The 21,081-nt window shown below is 55.4% G+C and carries 20 protein-coding genes; 10 read left to right on the forward strand and 10 right to left on the reverse strand.

The features are described from left to right. Nucleotides 1–13 precede the first annotated feature (13 nt). Genes LG204_RS12700 through LG204_RS12710 form a run of 3 tightly spaced genes read right to left on the reverse strand, consistent with a single transcriptional unit; the run spans nucleotide 14 to nucleotide 3,306 of the window. Nucleotides 14–1,894 carry a hypothetical protein gene (locus LG204_RS12700; protein ID WP_230337621.1) on the reverse strand — a complete coding sequence of 627 codons (1,881 nt, stop codon included), beginning with the start codon at nucleotides 1,892–1,894 and terminating at the stop codon, nucleotides 14–16. Between the two features lie 12 nt (nucleotides 1,895–1,906). After that, nucleotides 1,907–2,794, reverse strand: a complete 888-nt coding sequence (cysM, locus tag LG204_RS12705) for a cysteine synthase CysM (RefSeq protein ID WP_230337622.1) — start codon at nucleotides 2,792–2,794, stop codon at nucleotides 1,907–1,909. An 11-nt stretch (nucleotides 2,795–2,805) separates the two neighbouring features. Beyond that, nucleotides 2,806–3,306 (reverse strand): disulfide bond formation protein B, encoded by a 501-nt coding sequence (locus tag LG204_RS12710; RefSeq protein ID WP_230337623.1) that lies wholly within the window; start codon nucleotides 3,304–3,306, stop codon nucleotides 2,806–2,808. 60 nt (nucleotides 3,307–3,366) lie between these two features. Between LG204_RS12710 and xseA the strand changes: the two genes are divergently transcribed. Further along, nucleotides 3,367–4,581: an exodeoxyribonuclease VII large subunit gene (xseA, locus tag LG204_RS12715; RefSeq protein ID WP_230337624.1), complete on the forward strand. Its 1,215-nt coding sequence runs from the start codon at nucleotides 3,367–3,369 to the stop codon at nucleotides 4,579–4,581. A 163-nt stretch (nucleotides 4,582–4,744) separates the two neighbouring features. On the opposite strand, the gene LG204_RS12720 is transcribed toward xseA, so the two are convergent. The 3 genes from LG204_RS12720 to LG204_RS12730 form a co-directional block, all read right to left on the reverse strand. Next, nucleotides 4,745–5,338, reverse strand: coding sequence for an outer membrane protein (locus LG204_RS12720; RefSeq protein ID WP_230337625.1), 594 nt, complete (start codon nucleotides 5,336–5,338; stop codon nucleotides 4,745–4,747). A gap of 147 nt (nucleotides 5,339–5,485) precedes the next feature. After that, entirely contained in the window at nucleotides 5,486–5,659 is a 174-nt protein-coding gene (locus tag LG204_RS12725) for a hypothetical protein (RefSeq protein ID WP_230337626.1), read from the reverse strand. Between the two features lie 490 nt (nucleotides 5,660–6,149). Continuing rightward, nucleotides 6,150–6,938, reverse strand: a complete 789-nt coding sequence (locus tag LG204_RS12730; protein WP_230337627.1) for a PEP-CTERM sorting domain-containing protein — start codon at nucleotides 6,936–6,938, stop codon at nucleotides 6,150–6,152. Between the two features lie 319 nt (nucleotides 6,939–7,257). On the opposite strand from LG204_RS12730, the gene LG204_RS12735 reads away from it, so the two are divergent. The 9 genes from LG204_RS12735 to LG204_RS12775 all read left to right on the forward strand — a co-directional run bounded on the left by LG204_RS12735 (nucleotide 7,258) and on the right by LG204_RS12775 (nucleotide 18,210). Further along, nucleotides 7,258–9,141, forward strand: a complete 1,884-nt coding sequence (locus tag LG204_RS12735) for a potassium transporter Kup (RefSeq protein WP_230337628.1) — start codon at nucleotides 7,258–7,260, stop codon at nucleotides 9,139–9,141. 72 nt (nucleotides 9,142–9,213) lie between these two features. Then, nucleotides 9,214–10,056, forward strand: a complete 843-nt coding sequence (locus tag LG204_RS12740; RefSeq protein ID WP_230337629.1) for a M48 family metallopeptidase — start codon at nucleotides 9,214–9,216, stop codon at nucleotides 10,054–10,056. A gap of 129 nt (nucleotides 10,057–10,185) precedes the next feature. Further along, complete coding sequence (gene dapD, locus LG204_RS12745; protein ID WP_230337630.1) at nucleotides 10,186–11,013, forward strand: 2,3,4,5-tetrahydropyridine-2,6-dicarboxylate N-succinyltransferase; 828 nt, start codon at nucleotides 10,186–10,188, stop codon at nucleotides 11,011–11,013. Nucleotides 11,014–11,202: 189 nt separating this feature from the next. After that, entirely contained in the window at nucleotides 11,203–11,556 is a 354-nt protein-coding gene (locus LG204_RS12750) for an ArsC family reductase (RefSeq protein WP_230337631.1), read from the forward strand. Then, nucleotides 11,549–12,685: a succinyl-diaminopimelate desuccinylase gene (gene dapE / locus LG204_RS12755; RefSeq protein ID WP_230337632.1), complete on the forward strand. Its 1,137-nt coding sequence runs from the start codon at nucleotides 11,549–11,551 to the stop codon at nucleotides 12,683–12,685. The genes LG204_RS12750 and dapE overlap by 8 nt, the downstream gene beginning before the upstream one ends. Before the next feature lies 1 nt (nucleotide 12,686). Further along, nucleotides 12,687–13,601: a 50S ribosomal protein L3 N(5)-glutamine methyltransferase gene (gene prmB, locus LG204_RS12760; protein WP_230337633.1), complete on the forward strand. Its 915-nt coding sequence runs from the start codon at nucleotides 12,687–12,689 to the stop codon at nucleotides 13,599–13,601. A 97-nt stretch (nucleotides 13,602–13,698) separates the two neighbouring features. Beyond that, nucleotides 13,699–15,651 carry a TonB-dependent receptor plug domain-containing protein gene (locus LG204_RS12765; protein WP_230337634.1) on the forward strand — a complete coding sequence of 651 codons (1,953 nt, stop codon included), beginning with the start codon at nucleotides 13,699–13,701 and terminating at the stop codon, nucleotides 15,649–15,651. Then, nucleotides 15,630–16,172: a YfiR family protein gene (locus LG204_RS12770; protein WP_230337635.1), complete on the forward strand. Its 543-nt coding sequence runs from the start codon at nucleotides 15,630–15,632 to the stop codon at nucleotides 16,170–16,172. Before LG204_RS12765 ends, LG204_RS12770 begins: the two co-directional genes overlap by 22 nt. Further along, complete coding sequence (locus tag LG204_RS12775; protein WP_230337636.1) at nucleotides 16,162–18,210, forward strand: bifunctional diguanylate cyclase/phosphodiesterase; 2,049 nt, start codon at nucleotides 16,162–16,164, stop codon at nucleotides 18,208–18,210. The genes LG204_RS12770 and LG204_RS12775 overlap by 11 nt, the downstream gene beginning before the upstream one ends. A gap of 22 nt (nucleotides 18,211–18,232) precedes the next feature. On the opposite strand, the gene rluB is transcribed toward LG204_RS12775, so the two are convergent. The 4 genes from rluB to LG204_RS12795 form a co-directional block, all read right to left on the reverse strand. Next, nucleotides 18,233–19,321, reverse strand: a complete 1,089-nt coding sequence (gene rluB, locus LG204_RS12780) for a 23S rRNA pseudouridine(2605) synthase RluB (protein WP_230337637.1) — start codon at nucleotides 19,319–19,321, stop codon at nucleotides 18,233–18,235. A 74-nt stretch (nucleotides 19,322–19,395) separates the two neighbouring features. Next, nucleotides 19,396–19,959 carry an SMC-Scp complex subunit ScpB gene (gene scpB / locus LG204_RS12785; RefSeq protein WP_230337898.1) on the reverse strand — a complete coding sequence of 188 codons (564 nt, stop codon included), beginning with the start codon at nucleotides 19,957–19,959 and terminating at the stop codon, nucleotides 19,396–19,398. Between the two features lie 4 nt (nucleotides 19,960–19,963). Then, complete coding sequence (locus LG204_RS12790; RefSeq protein ID WP_230337638.1) at nucleotides 19,964–20,746, reverse strand: segregation and condensation protein A; 783 nt, start codon at nucleotides 20,744–20,746, stop codon at nucleotides 19,964–19,966. Next, nucleotides 20,746–21,078, reverse strand: a complete 333-nt coding sequence (locus tag LG204_RS12795; protein ID WP_230337639.1) for a DMT family transporter — start codon at nucleotides 21,076–21,078, stop codon at nucleotides 20,746–20,748. The genes LG204_RS12790 and LG204_RS12795 overlap by 1 nt, the downstream gene beginning before the upstream one ends. Nucleotides 21,079–21,081: the final 3 nt, after the last annotated feature.

Raw genomic sequence — 21,081 nt, forward strand, 5'->3', positions numbered from 1 at the left:
GTGTTGATTTCTCCTATTGGATCACCGGTTTGACATTGCTCTCGGTGACGCGCCGGATGCGGCTCACGAGCTCGCTCCAGCCGACCTGGCGATTGTACCCCATGACCGTAATGGCCGGGATGCCACTGCCTTTGACGATGACATAGCCTTGCGGCGCCTCCGCCACGCCATCCATGGTGCAAACATCGGCGTGCAGGCGGCAGCTCAAGCCCAGTTTTTCATAATTGAATTGATCAAAAAACCGCAGCACACTGCGCTGTATAGCCGCTGCTGCCCCCGCACCGCCCAAGGCCGAGATATTTTCCACGGCGCGTTGTGAAATCTTGCGCGGATACCTCCCGGGGCTGCTCTTGAGTACGGCATCGAATGCCACGGGTTGCCAGTTCTGCAGCTCCAGGTGCTGGATATCGCCATCCAGCTTGCCTTCAATGGCGCCAAAGGAAAAGGTGCGGGTGAGATGTCCCAAGTCCAGATTGCGCATTTCGATATCGGCATGCAGGCGCGGACTGCTGCCCAGCGGCGTTTGCATGCCCAGATTGTTCACGCTGATGCTGCCATCAAACAGATTGAAGCCGAGCACCCCGTCCGTGGTCAGCGTGCCTGCGTTGTAAGTCACCATGGGAATAGAGGCTGCCACCTTGCCTGCCATGCGCGGCCAGCCCAGTGCTGTGCTCAGCGCGGGCATATCCAGAGGCGTGAGGTTGGCACGCAGATGCCAATACCATTGCCCGCCCAACATGGCAGCAGAGACATCCGATAACACCAGCGCACCATCGAGTATATTCAATCGCAACTCAGGCGCCGTCAGCGCATAGCGATTAACCTCAGCCTGCAAATGGCTCGCCGCCAGCGGCACCTTGAGCAGATGCCCCCCGGCAAAATCCAGCTGTACCGGCTGTGGCTGCTCGTAATCCCAAGGGATATCCGCATTCAGCTTGTAAAAGGCAAAGCGATGCTGCTCGTCCTCCATATCCACATCGCGCAAGCGCAGCTTGAATGCCTGCAGTTGCCCCGCCTGCCAGTCTGCCTTTAGCGCGATATTGCCTGCCATCTCGACATGCCCAAGGGCGCTCTGTTCCACCATGGGTTTCAGCAACGCTGGATAAGCCTTGGCGAGATCAAACTCGGGAACATTGACATGCAGGCTTTGCCATTGGCGCTCAGGCACTGACCACTTGCCGCTCGCATGCACTGTCGCCACGCCGGGCAACAGCAGCTCAGCCCGATCCAGCTGCAAGGCCTGCGCATCCCATGTACCGGCTGCTTTCAGCGCTTGCCCCTGACCTTGCAGATAGAGCGGCTGCCAGAACAATTCGCCGCCTGACCATGCCAGTCCAGCATTCCACAGCCAACGCCCGCCTTGTTGTCGTGCCTGCACTTCCGCACGCGCATGGAGCTTTTCAGCCGCATGCAAACCCGCCGCATCGCTGAATTGGGCATCCTGCACATGAAGATCCAGACGCAAGGAGGGCTGCCCGGCAACGGGGGCGGTATCCAGAGTGAAATTAAACGGGAGTCGAATACGATCGGCGGTGACAAGACCCTGCTGGCATGACCATTTACCGCGCCCGGCAGGCAGCTTGACCTGTCCACACTCGGCATGCAGGCTGCCCCATGCGGGAGCCTTGGCGACCTTGATCTGGCTGTTGAGTGCAAGCGCAGGGCGTTGCGCTGGTGCCAGCACCACTTTGACAGCTTTGGCCTGCCAGCCTTCCGCCTCTACCGAGTCGGCTTCAATCGTCAAGGTACTGGCGGCCATGGCCAGACTCGGCGACCAGACCATGCCAATAAACCAGGTCATACCAATAAAAAAGATGAGCTGAGTCAGGCGTCTTGAGGCTCGCCAGTAGCCAACCGTGATACGCAAGTCAGGCACATCGCGTCGCGTGATCACTCGTGGCCTGACTTAACCCGGGAATACCCCGGTGGAGAGATAGCGATCACCCCGATCGCACAGGATGGACACGATCACGGCGTTTTCCACCTTTTTTGACAGCTGTAAGGCTGCGTGCAAGGCACCGCCGGAGGAGATGCCGGCAAAAATGCCCTCGATGCTGGCGAGCTTGCGCGTGGTTTTTTCCGCATCAGCCTGGCTCACATACACCAGTTCATCGACGCGGCCAGCATCGTAAATGCTGGGCAGATAGGCTTCTGGCCACTTGCGTATGCCAGGAATCTGCGCGCCTTCTTCTGGCTGCACGCCAATAATCTGCACGGCCGGGTTTTGCTCTTTCAGGTAACGCGAAGTGCCCATAATGGTGCCCGTCGTCCCCATGCTGGAGACAAAATGGGTGACCTTGCCACCAGTATCGCGCCAGATTTCAGGGCCGGTACCTTCGTAATGGGCGAGCGGATTATCCATATTGGCAAACTGGTCCAGCACAATGCCCTCGCCTTCGGCCTGCAGCTTCATCGCCACATCGCGCGCCAGCTCCATGCTGCCATCCCGCGGCGTTAATACCAGCTCGGCGCCAAACGCCTTCATGGTCTGACGCCGTTCCAGACTCTGGTTTTCTGGCATGACCAGCACCATTTTGTAGCCGCGCATCGCCGCTGCCATGGCCAGTGCAATGCCCGTGTTGCCAGAAGTCGCCTCGATCAGCGTATCGCCGGGCTTGATATCACCACGCGCCTCGGCCCGCTTGATCATGGAGAGGGCTGGCCGGTCTTTTACCGACCCGGCAGGGTTGTTGCCTTCGAGCTTCACCAGTATGGTATTGCTGGTATTGCCAGGCAAACGCTTGAGTTGAACCAGCGGCGTATTGCCGACAAAATCTTCCAGGGTTTTATACATAAAAATTGAATTCAGTTCTTTTTCAGGAATGCGAGATACACCGCGTACAGGCCCAGCGCCGAGAATGCGATCAGCGACAGCTGCGGAATGGTGAGGCCAAACAGCGTCCAGTCTATCGCCGAGCACTCACCCGTGCCCTTGAACACCAGCTCCATGGCCTTTTTCATGGGGAAGCTCTCAAACAGGTAGTCAAAGCCCGCGCCACACTCGGCCATCACCTTGTCCGGGTTAGCCTGTATCCACATATGCCGCGCGGCAATCACCACGCCGGTCACCGCTGCCGCCACGTGCAGCAATCCATACACTTTGCGACCTGCCGCCTTGGGGTTATGCAAGGCCGCCAGCAAAAACAGCACGCCCAGCACCATATACACAATGCGCTGCGAGATGCAGAGCGGACAAGGCTCCAAATTGTGTTTTTGCTGAATATACAAGGCAAAGGCCACCAGACCAAAGCTGGCAATAAAGCCCAGCACATAACCGGTTCTGCCCTGCAGGCATTTTATTGTCATGAAGCAATCCTCAACACTTTATAATCGAGCCATTGTAACGGATTACAGGTAAGCACCGAAATGGCTGAATCAGCGCCCCGCATATTGACCGTGACCGAGCTGAATCGTTTGGCTCGCGACACATTGGAACGTGCATTTCCCTTGTTCTGGGTCTCGGGCGAAATCTCCAACCTCACCCGTGCCGCCTCCGGTCATTGGTATTTTTCACTCAAGGATGCAGGCGCGCAGGTGCGCTGCGTGATGTTTCGCGGCCGCAACAGCTATCTGGACTGGCAGCCGCGTGAAGGCGACAAGGTAGAAGCGCGCGCGCTGGTCACCCTGTATGAAGCACGCGGCGACTTTCAGCTTACTATTGAATTTTTGCAACGTGCAGGCCTGGGCACGCTGTTTGAGGCCTTCGAAAAACTCAAGACCAAGCTGCAAGCCGAAGGGCTGTTTGATGCGGCCCTGAAACGTCCGATTCCTGCGCATCCGCAACGCATAGGCATCGTAACCTCGCCTGATGCCGCGGCCCTGCGCGATGTGCTTAGTACCCTGCGCCGCCGCATGCCCTCGCTGGAAGTCATCATTTATCCCACCCCCGTGCAAGGCAAAGGCGCTGCCACACAGATTGCAGCCGCCATCGAAACCGCCAGCGCACGGGCGGAAGTTGATGTACTGATCGTCTGCCGCGGTGGTGGAAGCATGGAAGATCTGTGGCAGTTCAATGAAGAAATCGTGGCCCGCGCCATCCACGGCTGCAGCATGCCCGTGATCAGCGGCGTCGGCCACGAAACCGACTTCACCATTGCTGACTTTGCCGCCGATGTTCGCGCCGCGACCCCGACAGCCGCCGCTGAACTGGTCAGCGCAGATCGCCAGGCCCTGCTGCAAGCGCAAGCGCAACTCAGCCGACGCCTGAGTCGCGCCATGCAACAGCTACTCAGCCAACGCATGCAGCATATGGACTACCTCACCCGCCGCCTGCTTTCGCCCAGCCAGCAAATTGCCCACCGCGGCCATCAGCTGCAGCAATGGCAATGGCGCCTGCAACAAGCCATGCGTCAGAAGCTAGGTCGACAAGCCCAGCAATTGCAAAGCCTGCAGCAGAATCTGATGCACCTCAACCCGCAGGCCATTCTCAGTCGGGGCTATACGCTGGCCTATGCGGAAGATGGCAGTCTGCTGAAATCTGTCCAGCATCTTCAATCAGGAGATGGGATAAGGTTGCAGCTCGCCGATGGACAAGCCTCTGCCAGCATCACCGACATCATGTCCGGAGAAAATTCAAATTAAGAAAAAAATTGAAGGTGTGGGCTTTTTTGCTCACCCAGGGCAGCGCACGCTACAGGACACCATGTTCAAGATGCATCATTTTTAAATGTACATGTATTAAAGGCTGAGTGATGTAGTCATCAGTCTCAGCCTTTGGCTAGCACAACCCGTAAAATGTTATTGATTAGAAGCTGTAACCCGCGCCAAACGAAGCAGTAGTAGTGCCCGTATCGGTGCTTGTGCCACTGAACGATTCCTTGTTGTAAAACGTTCTGCTGGCTTCCACATTTACGAAAATTTGATCAGTAATATAGCTACGCAAACCAACCCCGAATGCAAATCCATTGTAACGGCGTGATTGATCATCATCGGTACCAGAGAGCGTGCCTTTTGCACTTTCAAAAGAAGCCTTTACGTAAGCCAGTGTGTCTTGGTTGATTTTATAGCCAGGTGCAACAAACAAGGAGTAATGGTTTTTAGACTTTACTTTTGCAGACTCATCATCCGATTTGTACTTTGCAATTTCATTATCAAAAAGTGCATAACGACCACCTGCCAACAGTACAAACTTATCATTCAAGGCGAATGCATAATCAGCAGCGATATCCAGATTTGCACTCTGGCGACCTACTCCTTCAATGGTATCTCCATCAGACTTCACTTTCGCTGTGGTTGAGCTGAACTCACCATTAACAGAAACAGAAGCACCATTAAATTTATCAGCAAATGCATAAGGGCTGATACCAATCGCCAACAAGGCAATAATAACTTTCTTCATTGATTAACTCCAAGTGTGAATAAATGCTAACAACTTTCTTAATTAGCAATTCATTCTAAAAAGAATCAATCAGTTACATAACGACCCCAAAGGGCAAGTCATTATTTTAAAAACATAAAATCTTTTCCACAATCAATTTATCCTGCTTCATGCCACCATATAAATAGTGTATTCAAATATGCAACAGAAGCCTTGGCCGCGTGCATAGATGCCCACTTGCTCGTTGGCGCTGATGTAGTCGCTATTAATCTCGGTGCCGCCGAAGGTGGCTGTTCTGCGCGCCTTGGAAGGTGAGTTGATCATCGGCTTTGAGGCTGACATTGTTGCCTGCGAGGGTCTTTGCCAGTGGCAATCTGGTTGGCGATACCGTTGATGGCCTGGCCCTGACTGCACTAACGGCATCAAAGGCATTTTTGGCGCTAAGACCGGTGTTGGCTGCGGCGAGAAGCTGCATGCGGCCCTCGCTGGTATTATTGCTGACGGCTTCTTTTATCGGCTTTGTCTCACCCCCAGGCTGCCATTACGCCCCACTTTGCTCCGACTGGATACCGTCTCTGCCACCGCCAGCAGCAGTCCCCGTGCCCCATTGAAGTTCATGCGGCAGCAGTGTTTTTACTTATGGCGCGCACGACAAGCATTTATATTTGGAAAAGCGGGTAAAAGTAGTATCGGAAATGCCGTTGCGCTTGGTAAAACCCAGGGAGGATATGGAAGGCGGCTGATGAATGCGGGGATGTCAGTATCCAAGGGAAGATGAGAGACATAAAAAAGCCCGGTATACACCGGGCTTTTTTAAGATCAACGCAAGTGATTAAGCTTGTGTTTTCTTGGCCTTGCGACGAGCACTGAAGCCTACTGCTGCAATACCTGCCATCATCATGGCGTAGGTTTCTGGCTCTGGTACTGCCGAGATGCAATGCAGAACGTAGTCAGACTGGTTGTTGCATTTGCCGCTACCACACAGACCCGTCACTGCAGTGAAAGACAGGCCGCTCACTTGCTTGTTGCCGAATGGATTGGCAATCGCCCACAGTGCGCCTTCGCCGTAGCTGGCTTCGCTGATGTTGCTGACGGTGCCATTGACGCCAGACCAAGTTGCGGTTTTAAGGCCGGTGGCGGTCAGGAAGTAATCAGCTTTAGTACCGTCCATGAAGGTGGCGGTGATCTTGGCGGTTTCATTCACATCGCCGTACTCAGGACCATCAAACAGCAGACCCAGAGTAATGTTGGTGATGATGATGTTCTTGGTGAACGATACATCGATACGCTCGCCGATATCGATTTCACCAGCTGTCTTGCCAGAGATACCTACACCGGTGTAACCATCTTGGGTTTTCTTCTCAAACTTGCCGCCAACCGCTGTGAATGTCGCATCGGTCTCAGGAATGAAGTCCTTGAAGGTTTGCGTGGTTTTGCCATCCTTGAAATCAGAACCAAAAATGCTGTTGTCAGGATCACAAACAGCGCAACCATCGTGCGAAGTGCTGTACTTGCCGTCGCGGTCGTGCTTATCGCCCTTACCATAGCTGAAGCTGGTAGCAGATGCGTTCAGGCTGAATACAGCCAGACCGATCAGCAAACCGATTTTAATTTTATTCATGATCGAATTTCCCCGTGTTTTTTTATGTAAGCCATTAAAAATAATTACAAAAAACCTAAAGCCCCCGAGCTCTGCAATGGCATCAGAGCAAGCTTGTGGAACGAATAGTAGAAAAGCGGACTATGTCCAGCAATAGTCCGTTTGATTAAAAATAACTAAGCATCTGTTTATAAAAACAAAAACATCGTTATTTGCCTGTATTTTTCGCGTGAAACATTGGTCATCCACCGCTCGCTCAACAAAAATAAACTTAAAAAGCTGGACAGGCATTTTTTGAACCCTGTTAAAATTTGCAAACTATCATCCGAAGCCTGTCTGAATGGAATCCGCAAAAACCGGCAAGACCCCGCTCCCTGCATTGGCACTGGCTGCACTTGGCGTTGTATATGGGGACATCGGTACCAGCCCGCTTTACACCATGAAGGAAGTGTTTGCTGTCAGCCCCCACCCGGTTCCGCTGACGCATGACAATATTTTCGGCATCCTGTCATTGATCCTGTGGTCACTGATCATGATCGTGTCGGTAAAGTACGTAGCCTTCATCATGAAGGCCGACAATCGGGGCGAAGGTGGCATCATGGCCCTGCTGGCATTGGCCAGTCGCAACGTGGCAGGCAATGTGCGCAAAGAGCGCATGATCATGCTGATAGGTATCCTGGGGGCCTGCATGTTTTACGCGGATGGCATGATTACCCCCGCTATTTCTGTGCTTTCCGCCGTGGAAGGTCTGGAAGTAGCAGCTCCACATATGCATGGCGCCATCATCCCGATCACCATGGTCGTCATCTTCATTCTCTTCTGGGTACAGAGCAAAGGCACCGCGCTAGTTGGTGCTTTTTTTGGGCCCATCATGGTGCTGTGGTTCGGCACGCTGGCGGTGCTGGGTGCAGTCAACATCATGCACGAGCCGCTTGTGCTGCAGGCCTTGAGCCCGATTTATGCCGTACGTTTTTTTGCTGCAGCCCCCTGGGTGGCTTTTGTGGCGCTGGGCTCGGTCGTGCTTGCCGTTACCGGCACTGAAGCGCTGTATGCCGACATGGGGCATTTTGGCAAAAAACCCATACGACTCGCGTGGTTTGGTTTTGTACTACCCGCACTAGTGCTTAATTACTTCGGCCAAGGCGCGCTTATCCTGCATGACAATGCCGCCGTTAAAAACCCGTTTTACCTGATGGCGCCGGAATGGCTGCTGTTCCCCCTGATCATATTGGCAACGGTAGCAACCGTGATTGCCGCACAGGCCGTTATTTCCGGCGCATTTTCTGTTTCGCGCCAGGCCTTGCAACTCGGCTATCTGCCCCGCATGCCGGTCATGCATACCTCAGATAAGCAACAAGGCCAGATTTATATTCCCCGCGTCAATTGGGGCCTGATGCTGGCCGTGATGGCGCTGGTGCTTGGGTTTGGCTCCTCAGGTGATCTTGCTGCCGCCTACGGCATTGCCGTTACTGGCGACATGGTGATCACGACCTTGCTCGCGGGTGTGGTTTTCCATGGCATATGGGGCTGGAGCTGGTTGCGCACGGGGGCGCTGATCTCGGTATTCCTGACGGTCGACCTCGCCTTCTTCGGCGCCAATGTGCTTAAAATCCCCGATGGCGGCTGGTTCCCACTGTTGATCGGCATCGTGATTTTCACGCTGATGACCACCTGGAAAACCGGGCGTGACCTTTTGTTCCGCCGCCTGAAAAGCGAAGCCATGGAGCTGGCACCCTTTGTGGATGCGATTGGCAGCTTCCCCCCCACCCGCGTTCAGGGCAATGCCATTTACATGACGCCAAATCCTTACGGTGTGCCCCATTCTCTGCTGCATAACCTCAAGCACAACAAGGTACTGCACGAAAAGGTGGTGTTGCTGACCGTAAAAATCGAGGATGAACCCTTTATCTCGCGTCGCGAACGCATCATCGTCGAAGCCTTGCCACATGACTTTTACCGCGTCAGCGTGCGCTACGGCTTCAAGGACGAGTCCGATCTGCCACGCGACCTGGAGCTATGTGCTGAACAAGGTCTGGAGCTAGAAACCATGGACACATCCTTCTTTATCGGCAAGGAAACCTTGTTCCCCGCTCGCCACTCTGAGATGGCGTTCTGGCGCGAAAAACTGTTTATCACCATGTTCCGTAACGCCGATAGCGTGACCAACCATTTCAAGCTGCCGCCTAACCGTGTCGTTGAGTTAGGGGCACAGGTCACCTTGTAATGGATAACAAAACGATGCCATTGCAATGGCACACATTAATTTAGAGTCATTGATATTCAGCAGGAGACAATAATGAGGAAGACCCTGATTCTGGCGTTTCTCATCGCCACGACCCAGCTTAGCGGATGTGCCACCACCAGCACGACCAAATCAGGTGCCGTGGGCGTTGACCGCAAACAATATGTAGGCCTGGTCTCGGAACAGGAAGCCGAACAGCAATCGGCGCTCGCCTACCAGCAGACCCTCAAAGAAGCCGAATCGAAAAAAGTGCTGAATACCGATAGCAAGGAAACACAGCGGGTGCGCGCCATAGCCGAGCGCCTGATTGCGCAGGTCGGCGTATTCCGGCCGGATGCCCTGAAGTGGAAATGGGAAATCAACGTGCAGGACAGCAAGGAGATCAATGCCTATTGCATGGCAGGCGGCAAGATCATGGTGTATACCGGCCTGCTAGACCAGATCAAGCCGACCGATGACGAGCTGGCGGCCGTCATGGGCCATGAAATCTCACACGCACTGCGCGAGCATGTACGGGAGCAGATGTCGCGTGCCAAGGTACAGCAATATGGCTTGCTGGGTGCGGCTGCCTTGATTGGCCTTTCCACCAAGAGCGCAAACAATGCCACCAAGACGCTGGCATTGGGCGGCGCGGTAGCCGCGGTTGCCCTCACCTTGCCCAACAGTCGCACGGCCGAACACGAAGCCGATGAAATGGGCCTGGAGCTGGCTGCCCGCGCAGGCTACAACCCCAATGCCGCCGTCACGCTGTGGGAAAAGATGGGCAAGCAAGGTGGCTCCAAGCCGCCTGAAATCCTCAGCACCCACCCATCCGACGAAAGCCGGATTGCCGACATCAAGTCGCTTATCCCGACGGTTATGCCGCTTTATGAGCAGGCCATCAGTAACAAAAAATAACCTCCCTTGCGGGGCTGCTTTTCTGGCAGCCCCATCCGGCGCACAGCCATCCAAAAGTGCATTTTAGGCAGATAAGCCTGCCTCTTTGAGTTAAAATAGCGGCTTTTACGCATTTATCCGGGAACATTCATGAGTCAATTGCAAGCCATCATCGAAGACGCATTTGAGCGTCGCGCCGACATTACCCCTGCCACCGCCACGGCCGAAGTCAAGGATGCTGTCTTCAGCGTGCTGGCTGATCTGGACGCCGGCAAGCTGCGTGTTGCCGAACGCGTGGGCGATACCCAGGAATGGACGACCCACCAGTGGATCAAGAAAGCCGTGCTGCTGTCTTTCCGTCTGGAAGACAACGTCCTGCTGGATGATGGCGTGACCAAATACTTCGACAAAGTGCCTCCCAAGTTTGCCAATTACACCGAAGCTGATTTCAAGGCCGGTGGCTTCCGCGTCGTGCCTAACGCCATCGTGCGTCGTGGCTCCTATATCGCCAAAAACGCTGTGCTGATGCCGTCTTATGTCAACATCGGCGCTTATGTCGGCGAAGGCACCATGGTCGACACCTGGGCGACCGTGGGTTCATGTGCGCAAATCGGCAAGAACGTTCACTTGTCCGGCGGCGTGGGTATTGGCGGCGTGCTGGAGCCCGTGCAAGCAGGCCCTACCATCATCGGTGACAATTGCTTTATCGGTGCCCGCTCGGAAGTCGTGGAAGGCGTGGTAGTGGAAGACAACTGCGTGATCTCTATGGGCGTTTACATCGGCCAGAGCACCAAGATTTATGACCGCGAAACCGGCAGCATCACCTATGGCCGCGTACCTGCGGGCTCCGTCGTGGTATCCGGCAACCTGCCCTCCAAAGACGGCAGCTACAGCCTGTACTGCGCCGTGATCGTCAAGAAGGTCGATGCCAAAACGCTGGGCAAGGTAGGTATTAACGAATTGCTGCGTGGCATCTGAGCGTAGCTGATTCCCCGGCCACATGACGGGGTTTCCGATGCAGGCTAACCAAGGCGCAAGCCCGGTTAGCCTTTTCTATTCTTGGCATAAGGGCATCATCCTTTCATCACATCCCGCGTTGACAATGCATGCCTAAAGCCTGGCTTGGGCTGTTAAAATCGGGATTCGATGATTTACGCAGGCAGACAGATGAAACTCTACGGCATACCCAATTGCAGCACGGTGAAAAAAGCACGCAGCTGGCTGGACGATCACCAGGTAGCTTATGAATTCCACGACTTCAAGAAGCTGGGAATAGACGCCGCCACGCTGGAACAATGGTTACAGAAAACCACCTGGGAAAAACTGGTGAACCGCAGTGGCATGACCTGGCGCAATCTGCCTGAAGCAGAAAAATCCGCTATCACTGATAACACCTCTGCCATACGCCTCATGCAGGATAAAACCTCCGTCATCAAACGCCCCGTCTTGGTCGCCGACGGCAAACTGCTGGCACTGGGTTTCGATGAATCCACCTATGGAAAGCTGCTGAACCATGAGTAACACCCTTGCCCTGGCCCAGGACCTGATTGCCCGGCGCTCGGTCACACCAGAAGACCTGGGCTGCCAGGAGCTGCTGATTTCACGCCTGGAACCTCTGGGTTTCAAGATTGAGCGCATGCGCTTTGGCGATGTCGACAATTTCTTTGCCCGGCGCGGCACCGCAAGCCCGCTGTTGGTATTCGCAGGCCATACCGATGTGGTGCCCACCGGCCCGGTCGACCAATGGCATACCCCGCCCTTCGAGCCCACCATCAAGGATGGCATGCTGTATGGGCGCGGTGCGGCAGACATGAAAACCTCGCTGGCGGCCTTCATCACCTCCATTGAGGAGTTTGTCGCCCAGCATCCGGATCATCAAGGCTCGATTGGCCTCCTGATCACCTCGGATGAAGAAGGCATTGCCACCCATGGCACGGTCAAGGTCGTTGAGGCCCTGAAAGCCCGTGGCGAGCTGATTGATTACTGCATCGTCGGCGAACCCACCTCCAGCAAGGTCGTCGGCGACATGATCAAGAATGGCCGCCGCGGTTCGCTCTCCGGCAAGCTGATCGTCAAGGGCGTGCAAGGCCACATCGCTTATCCACATCTGGTAAAAAACCCCATCCACCTGGTTGCCCCGGCGATCAAGGAGTTGGCCGACACGGTGTGGGATAGCGGCAATGAGTACTTCCCGCCGACCTCCTGGCAGATATCCAATATGAACGGTGGCACTGGCGCCACCAACGTGGTGCCGGGGGAAGTCACCATTCTGTTCAACTTCCGCTTTTCGACGGCCAGCACGGCTGAAGGATTGCGCGAGCGCGTGCATGCCATTCTGGACAAGCACGAACTGGAATATGACCTGCAATGGGAGCTTTCCGGCAAGCCTTTCCTCACGCCCAAGGGCACTTTGGTCGAAGCCATCAGCGCCGCCATTGAGACTGCCTTTGGCGTCACGCCGGAACTCTCGACCACTGGCGGCACCTCCGATGGTCGCTTCATTGCTGACATTGCCAGCCAGGTCGTTGAATTCGGCCCGCTGAATGCCACCATCCACAAACTGAATGAATGCGTAGGCGTGGCCGATATCGAGCCACTGAAAGACACCTACCGCCTGACTATGCAAACACTGCTAAGGAAAACCTACTGACATGAGCCACTACCCCCGCCTGAGCGAAGAGCTGATCACCATACGCGACTGGCTGCGCTTCGCCGTCAGCCGGTTTGAAGAGGCCGGCATCTTCTTTGGCCATGGCACCGACAATGCCTATGATGAAGCCGTCTGGCTGATCATGAGTGCGCTGCGTCTGCCGCATGACACGCTGAATAATTTCCTGGATAGCCGCTTGCTCGAGTCCGAGCGCAAGCATCTGGCGCATCTGCTGGAGCGTCGCGTGGAACAACGGGTGCCCACTGCCTACCTCGTTCGCGAGGCCTGGCTCAAGGGCTTCAAGTTTTATGTGGATGAGCGCGTCATCGTGCCGCGCTCGTTTATCGCCGAACTGCTGGAAGATGGCCTGTCACCATGGATTGATTACCCCGAAATGGTGGAAAGCGCGGCCGACATCTGCACCGGCAGTGGCTGCCTGGGCGTGTTGCTGGCGCATGCCTTCCCCGATGCCGAAGTCGATGTGGTGGATATTTCGACAGATGCCCTGGCGGTCGCCAATATCAATATCGCCAATTACGGCCTGCAAGACCAGGTAAAGGCGATTCAATCCGACATGTTCAGCGCGCTGCAAGGCAAGACTTACGACCTCATCATCAGCAACCCGCCTTATGTCGACGCCCCCTCCATGGCACAACTGCCGGAAGAGTACCGCAATGAGCCGCAGATCGCGCTGGGCAGCGGTACCGATGGACTGGAACATACGCACACCCTGCTGCGCGAAGCCGCCAGCCATCTCAATGAGGGCGGCCTGCTGATTGTGGAAATCGGCCACAACCGCGATGCACTGCATGCAGCCTACCCTGACCTGCCGTTTACCTGGCTGGAAGTGGAGTCTGGCAACGAGTTTGTCTTCCTGCTCGGCAAAGAGCAGCTTCCCTCACCTTCCAAAGCTTAGTTGAATTCAAACTAAAGGATCAGGCCATTCACGACAAAAGGGCTACTGCACACCATGCGCGGTAGCTCATCATTTTGTACCCACTGATTTATCTGGCATGCATATTCTGATCGCACCCCGTTATTTAATGGCATTTCTGCTTGGCAGTCTGGCCACTCTGCCAAGTCACGCGCAGGCAGCACGCGATATCACCGACATTCCGCTTGAGCAACTGGTGGAAACCGATGTGCAGACGGCTGCCAGCATCTCGCAGCAGATCAGCCAGTCGTCTTCGGCTGTCAGCATCGTGACGGCAGAAGACATCAAGCTCTTCGGCTACCGTACCCTGGCGGACATTCTCAGCAGCATGCGTGGCTTGCATGTATCTAATGACCGCCAGTATGACTACATGGGTGGCCGGGGATTCGGCCGCACTGGCGACTATCCCGGGCGCGTCATGCTGCTGATTGATGGTTTTCAGGCCAATGATAATCTCTACAACTCGGCGTACCTGGGACAAGATGGCCTGCTTGATACCGAGCTGATCGAGCGTGTGGAATACATATCAGGCCCGGGCTCGGTGACCTATGGCAACGGCGCCTTCTACGGCATCATTAATATCATCACCAAAACCGGTCAGCAGTTTGACGGCACCCAGGTCAGCACCGAGTTTTCAAGCCATCAGGGCCGCAAACAACGCATTACCTATGGCAAGGTATTTGATAACGGGGCTGATGTGCTGATGTCCGCCTCCACCTTTTACAGCGCCGGGCAAAACCTGTATTTCAAGGAGTATGCCACCGGTGGTAGTGATGGCGTGTCGCGCGATCTGGATGGCGAGCGCAATCGCCGCTACTTCCTCAAGGGAAGTTACGAGCAATGGTCGATTGAGGGCGGGTACGTCTCCCGCTACAAGGATGACCCCACTGCTGCCTACAGCGCCGATTTCAATGCCAGTCCCAGTAGCCTGGGGGATGCTAGTGGCTTCCTCAATCTCAAATACGATGACACGCTAAGCCCGGTGCTCAAGATGTCATTGCGCACGTATTACGGCCAATACCGCAATGCAGGCCGCTATATGTATGACGGAGAGCTCTTCAGCGAGCGCGGAATCGGCCGCTGGTGGGGTACGGATATCAAGTTCGTGGATACGCGCTTTGCCCGGCACCGCCTGCTCATAGGCGGCGAGTACCGTCAGGATTACCAGCAGGATTTTGAACTGCCCGTCGGTACCCAGCACCGTCAAACGCAGACCATCAGCAGCTATATCCAGGACGAGTACAGTGTCTCGCCCCGGCTGACATTGAATTATGGCGCCCGGCTGGACATGGGCAATGATCATCTGCACCAGCTTTCGCCGCGTGTGGGCCTGGCCTATGAGATCAGTGACATGAGTACGCTGAAAGCCTCGTACTCCACCGCTTTCAGGCGGCCCAACGTCTACGAAAAGTATTACAGCGACCGCACCATCCAGCGAGAGAATCCAGACCTGAAAAACGAGCTGGTTAAAGCCTATGAGCTGGTGCTGGAACATCGTCCGTTGCCCAATATCCGCATTCTTGGGTCTTTGTACCACTATCAAACCGAGCGTCGTATCGGGGAAACCTACGTCGACACCAACACCCTCCAGTATTTCAACTGGCCCGACAGTCACGCGCATGGCGCCGATATCGAGCTGGAACAGCACTGGGACAATGGTGCGTATGCACGCGCAAGCTATGCCTGGCAGGATAACCGCGACGATAGTGGAAAGCAGATGATCAATTCGCCACGGCATATGGCCAAAAGCAGTATTTCTTATCCTCTGCTCGGCCCACGCCTCAATTCCGGGCTGGAAGTGCTGTATATGGGCAAACGGCCTGATGATGGCCGTGCCACCCTGCCCTCTTATACCCTGGTCAATCTCACGCTGGTGTCGCGCCAGGTGATCTCCAACCTGGAAGTATCGGCCAGCCTGAAAAACCTGCTGAATCATGACTATGCCGTAGCGGCCCCCAGCTACATGCTGCCTGAGCGCATCGCTCAGAATGGCCGCACCTTCTGGCTGCAATGCATTTACGACTTCAAGTGATGCTGATCCGCGCGCTCCTGTTGATTGCTGCCTTCCTGCTGCCCATCCTGCGCAGCCACGGGGAGGATGTCATCCCGATCAGCGATATGCGCGCCGCCTATCTGTACAACTTCGTGGTATTCACCGAGTGGCCGGATAACGGCAAGGATGTGATCAATATTTGCCTGCTACCTGGCCAGACACATATGGTCAATGTGCGTTTGCTGGCGAGCAAGCAGATCAATGGCCGCAACCTGCGCATTATCGAACCGGCCAACCGGGATGCCGCTGATTGCCAGTTACTTTACATCGGCGAAACGATGGCCCCCGGCATCCGCCAGACCCTGTCCAGACTTGCCAACAGCCCCGTGCTCACCGTGGGTGAAGGCAGTCAAAGCCAGGCCATGATACAAATGAACGTAGAAAACAAACGCCTCAGCTTTAATGTGGACCTGGCACAGTCCAGGCGCGCCAATCTCACGATCAGCTCAAAACTGCTAAGGCTTGCAAAGACTGTACGCAAGGAAGACGATGGCTCTTAAAGGATTCAACATCAGCTCGATACGCACCAAGCTGCTGATTTTACAATTTATCGTCACCGCTACCGCGCTTGTGGTTGTCTTTGCCGTCATGCTGGTATTCCAATATCAGAGCGCGCTGACCGATATCGAAAACGACCTCAACGCCCAGGCCGAGATCCTGAAAAGTAATCTCAGCGCCGCCGTGGTATTTGAGGATGAAAAGACCGCCGATGAAATATTGTCCAGCCTGCGACTGGTGCCCAGCATCAATCGCGCCGAGGTGTATCTCAACAATGGCAAGCGCTTCAGCCAATACGCCAAAGTAGCAAACCCCCATGCACCAGATATCCGGGTTCCCTATACCGGCCTGCATCGCATGAACCGCCGATATGTGCTGATACTGGAACAAAAACCGCTGGCGATTCTGTATATCGAGATCAACCTTAACAAGCTCAATGCACGTCTTGGCCTGTTTGCCCTGGTGGTATTGATGGCTGGCCTGCTCGCCATGCTGGCCGCCCGCCTGATTGCCGCGCGGCTTAACCTGCTGATCACCGAGCCCCTGAGTTCGCTGACGGCCTTTGTCAGTCGCGTCTCGGCGGAGCAGAACTATGGCCTGCGTTCCAATATGGCCAGGCGCGATGAATTCGGCACGCTAGCCCGCGGCATAGACGGCATGCTGATGAGCCTCTACAACCATGGCAAGCGCCTTGAAGACGAGCTTTCCCAGCGCAAACTGGCCGAAGAGCAGCTAGACAAACTGGCCTATTACGACACTGTCACGTATTTGCCCAACCGGCATTTTTTCAATGAACAACTGGCCCTGCTGCTGGAGCATGCCGCGCAGCGCCAGCAGTCCTGTTACCTCATGTTTATTGACCTGGATAACTTCAAGACCGTCAACGATACGCTGGGGCATCTGGCGGGCGACAGCCTGCTACGGGACGCGGGTAGCCGCATCCTGCAAACCCTGGTGGCGGGCAGCATTCTGTGTCGCATAGGCGGGGATGAATTCGCCATTATTCTGCGCGACCAGCCGCTCTCGGCAATTGATGCCACGGCCAGCGCCATCATCGCGCTGTTCTCGGAGAAGTTCGTCATTAATACGCACGAGGTATTTGTCGGCGCCAGTATCGGCATCAGCAATTTCCCCGCCGATGCCGACAATGTATCCGGGCTGTTGCGCAACGCCGATACCGCCATGTACTGGGCCAAGGCCGATGGCAAGAATACCTTCCGCTACTACTCGCGTGAGCTTGAAGAGTCTGCCCATCAGCAGGAAAAGCTCATGTCCATGCTGCAAAAAGCATTGCCTGCGCACGAGTTGGAGCTTTGCTACCAACCAATTATGGCGCTGGAAACCCGCAAGATCGTGGGCTTTGAAGCCTTGTTACGCTGGCGCCAGCCCGAGCTTGGCAATATTCCGCCTGATGTCTTCATCCCGCTGGCAGAGGCTTCCGGGCTCATCATGCAGATAGGTGACTGGGTACTGGAAACCGCTTGCCGCCAGGCTAAAACCTGGCAGGAACGTTATACAAGCGACTTGATCATGAATGTGAATTTTTCCGGGCGGCAGTTTCAGCATCCGAATATCGTACAGAACATCGTCAACATGGTGAACAAGGTGGGGCTGGATTCCAGCCTGCTCAATATCGAGCTGACGGAAAGTGTGCTGATGGACCAATCCAGCGTCATGATCGAGAAAATGCATATGCTGCGCCAGGCCGGGCTGGGCATTGCGATTGATGATTTCGGCACCGGCTACTCATCCATGAGCTACCTGCGGCAGTTTCCCATCAATACCATCAAGATTGATCGCAGCTTCATCAAGGGCTTGCCCGATGACCCGGAAGGCAGTGCCATTGCCCAGGCGATACTGGCGCTGGCAAAAACACTCAAACTCAGCGCAGTGGCTGAAGGCGTGGAAACCCTGGCACAAGCTGACTTCCTGCGTGCCAACGGCTGCGAAAAAATCCAGGGTTATCTGTTCAGTCCGCCGGTAACGGCGGACGATGCCGAGCGACTGATTTGCCAGCAGCTCGGCCGGGAGATGGTGTAGTTAAGGACTTGCGGAAGCCAGCTTAACGCTTGGTCGCGGGCCGACGCGAACGTGGTGCGGGGATATCTGCATCCTGGCGGATACGGCGTGATTGCGTTGGTTTGCGCGCAGGGCTGGTGCTGGTTTTTCTGCCATCGGCACGGCCTGCTGCATCCGGGCGAGCACCATATGCCGGACGAGCTGCACTGCCTTCGGGACGTGGTTCACGCTCAGGCGCAGCACGACGCGCTTTCGGGGTAAATACCTGACCGGCTTTTTCTTTTTCGCGTGCGGTACGCTGGCGCAAAGGAGCGGTAGGTAAAGGGAGGCCAGCCCATTCCAGAAGGCCCAGCACTTCCTTGGGGTCCAGATTCAGCATCTGACCACGCTTCAAACGTGGAGGCAGATTGACCGGGCCAAAACGCACGCGCATCAAGCGGCTCACTGGCTTCTGGAAAGCATCAAACAAACGGCGTACTTCACGGTTACGGCCTTCGCGCAAGACCACCTGATACCAGTGATTGGCACCTTCACCGCCCTGGGGACGAATGCTGTCAAAACTGGCTGGGCCATCTTCCAGCTCAATGCCTTGCGTCAGCTGCAGCATTTCACCTTCAGTCAGCTCGCCAAAAATCCGCACGGCATATTCACGTTCCACTTCGTAACGCGGATGCATGAAACGGTTGGCCAATTCGCCGGAGGTAGTAAAAATGAGCAAGCCGGAAGTATTGATATCAAGACGGCCAATGGCAATCCATTTGGCACCACGCACACGTGGCAGCTTGTCGAACACCGTGGCCCGTTTTTCCGGGTCATCCTGGCTAACGATTTCGCCTTCGGGCTTGTGGTAGATCAACACCTGCGCCAACTCTGCTTCAAACGGCAGATGCACTGGGCGGCTATCAAAACGCACCACATCCCCGGGAACCACCGCAGCACCGACTTCGGCCACCTTGCCGTTGATGGTGATGCGGCCGCTTAGGATCAGTTCTTCCATTTCGCGGCGTGAGCCTAGGCCCGCCAGCGCGAGCAGCTTGTGCAAACGCTGTGGTACTGCATCCGGGTCTACACTGACAGAAGCGGCGGGTTTGATATTTCCGGGGTTGCGTTGCTGTTTGAAGGGACGTGCCATCTGAATCTTGCCTGAATAATTAAGTGCTTATTATACGGGCAACCAGAGCGCTAAAAAATTAAAACTTGCAGGACCTACTCGGGTTGCGGCGGCTCAAACAGAATATCCTGCTGGCTGAAGTTCTCCATGGCGGGCAATTCAGACAGCGAACGCAGGTTCAGATCATCCAGAAAGGTCTTGGTGGTGGCATATAAAGACGGCCGCCCCGGCACATCGCGCTGGCCGACCACATCGATCCAGTTGCGCTCAATCAGCTGGCGCATGATATTCGGGTTAACCGCCACGCCACGAATTTCCTCAATATCGCCGCGCGTCACCGGCTGGCGATAAGCGATGATGGCCAGCGTTTCCATCGCAGCGCGTGAATAGCGCTGCTGGCGCTCGGGATTAATGCGGGAAAGATAAAGCGAAAACTCCGGCCGCGCCTGAAAGCGCCAGCCGCTGGCGACTTGCACCAGCTCCAGGCTACGCGGCTGCCAATCAACCTTAAGCTCATCCAGCAGCATGCGCAAGGTCGCACGTTCCATGCGGCCATCAAAAGGGCGCAGCAACTCGTCCAGCGAAAGCGGCTGCCCGGCGGTGAGCAAGGCGGCTTCCAGTATCTGTTTCATCTGCGCCGTATTCAGCGGTTCCTGCAACACCTTATCGCTCCTGTGCCTGCAAATAAATAGGCGAAAATGAGGCCTGCTGCGTGATCTTGACCAGCCCTTCGCGCGCCAGCTCGAGAATCGCCAAGAAATACACGACCAGCTTGGGCAGGCCGTCATTCACCACGTCAAACAGCTCCATGAATTCCACCATGCCATCGCGCTGCAATCGGCGCAACACCAGGCTCATGTGCTCGCGCACCGAGAGTTCGGCACGGCCGACCCGGTGATGCTGAAAATGGCTGGCGCGTTGCAATACCGATTGCCAGGCCGTCATCAGGTCTTCAAAACTGATGCCGGGTGGCCCTGCCACGGCAATCTGCTCAAAATAGGAATGCGCCACCAGAATCTCCTGCCCTACCTGCGGCATGTCATCCAGTCGCTGCGCGGCTAGCTTGATGGCTTCGTACTCCATCAGGCGGCGAACCAGCTCGGCACGGGGATCATCTTCCTGTTCAATATCGGCGGGCTTGGGCAGCAGCATGCGTGACTTGATCTCGATCAGCATCGCTGACATCAACAAATAGTCAGCCGCAAGCTCCAGCTTGGTGGTCCGCATTTTTTCCACATAATCCATGTACTGGCGCGTGAGCTCCGCCATGGGGATATCCAGAATATCCAGATTATGTTTGCGGATCAGGTAGAGCAGCAGATCGAGCGGACCTTCAAATGCCTCAAGATAGACTTCCAGCGCATCGGGCGGAATATAAAGATCCTGCGGGATGGTATCGAGTTGCTCGCCATAGATACGAACGTCAATTGCGAGCTGGGTCTGCATCAGTGAGCGACGGTGTGCGAAAACACGTGAATGACGATAACACCGCTGATGATGAGCGCAATGCCGAGAATGGCGGGCCAATCAAGCGATTGCTTGTAGAACACCCAGCCCAGGATGGCCACCAGCACGATGCCCACGCCAGCCCAGATGGCATACATGATGCCTACCGGAAACACACGCAGGCTGACCGTCATGAAATAAAACGCGGTGCCATAGCCAGCCACGACCAGCAGTGAGGGCACCAGGCGGGTAAAGCCCTCGGTAGATTTGAGGGCCGTGGTGGCAATCACCTCGGCCACAATCGCAATGCTGAGCGCAAGCCAGTGGTTCATATC

Origin of the sequence: Methylovorus menthalis, from assembly GCF_020523625.1 — a bacterium.
Lineage (GTDB): Bacteria > Pseudomonadota > Gammaproteobacteria > Burkholderiales > Methylophilaceae > Methylovorus > Methylovorus menthalis.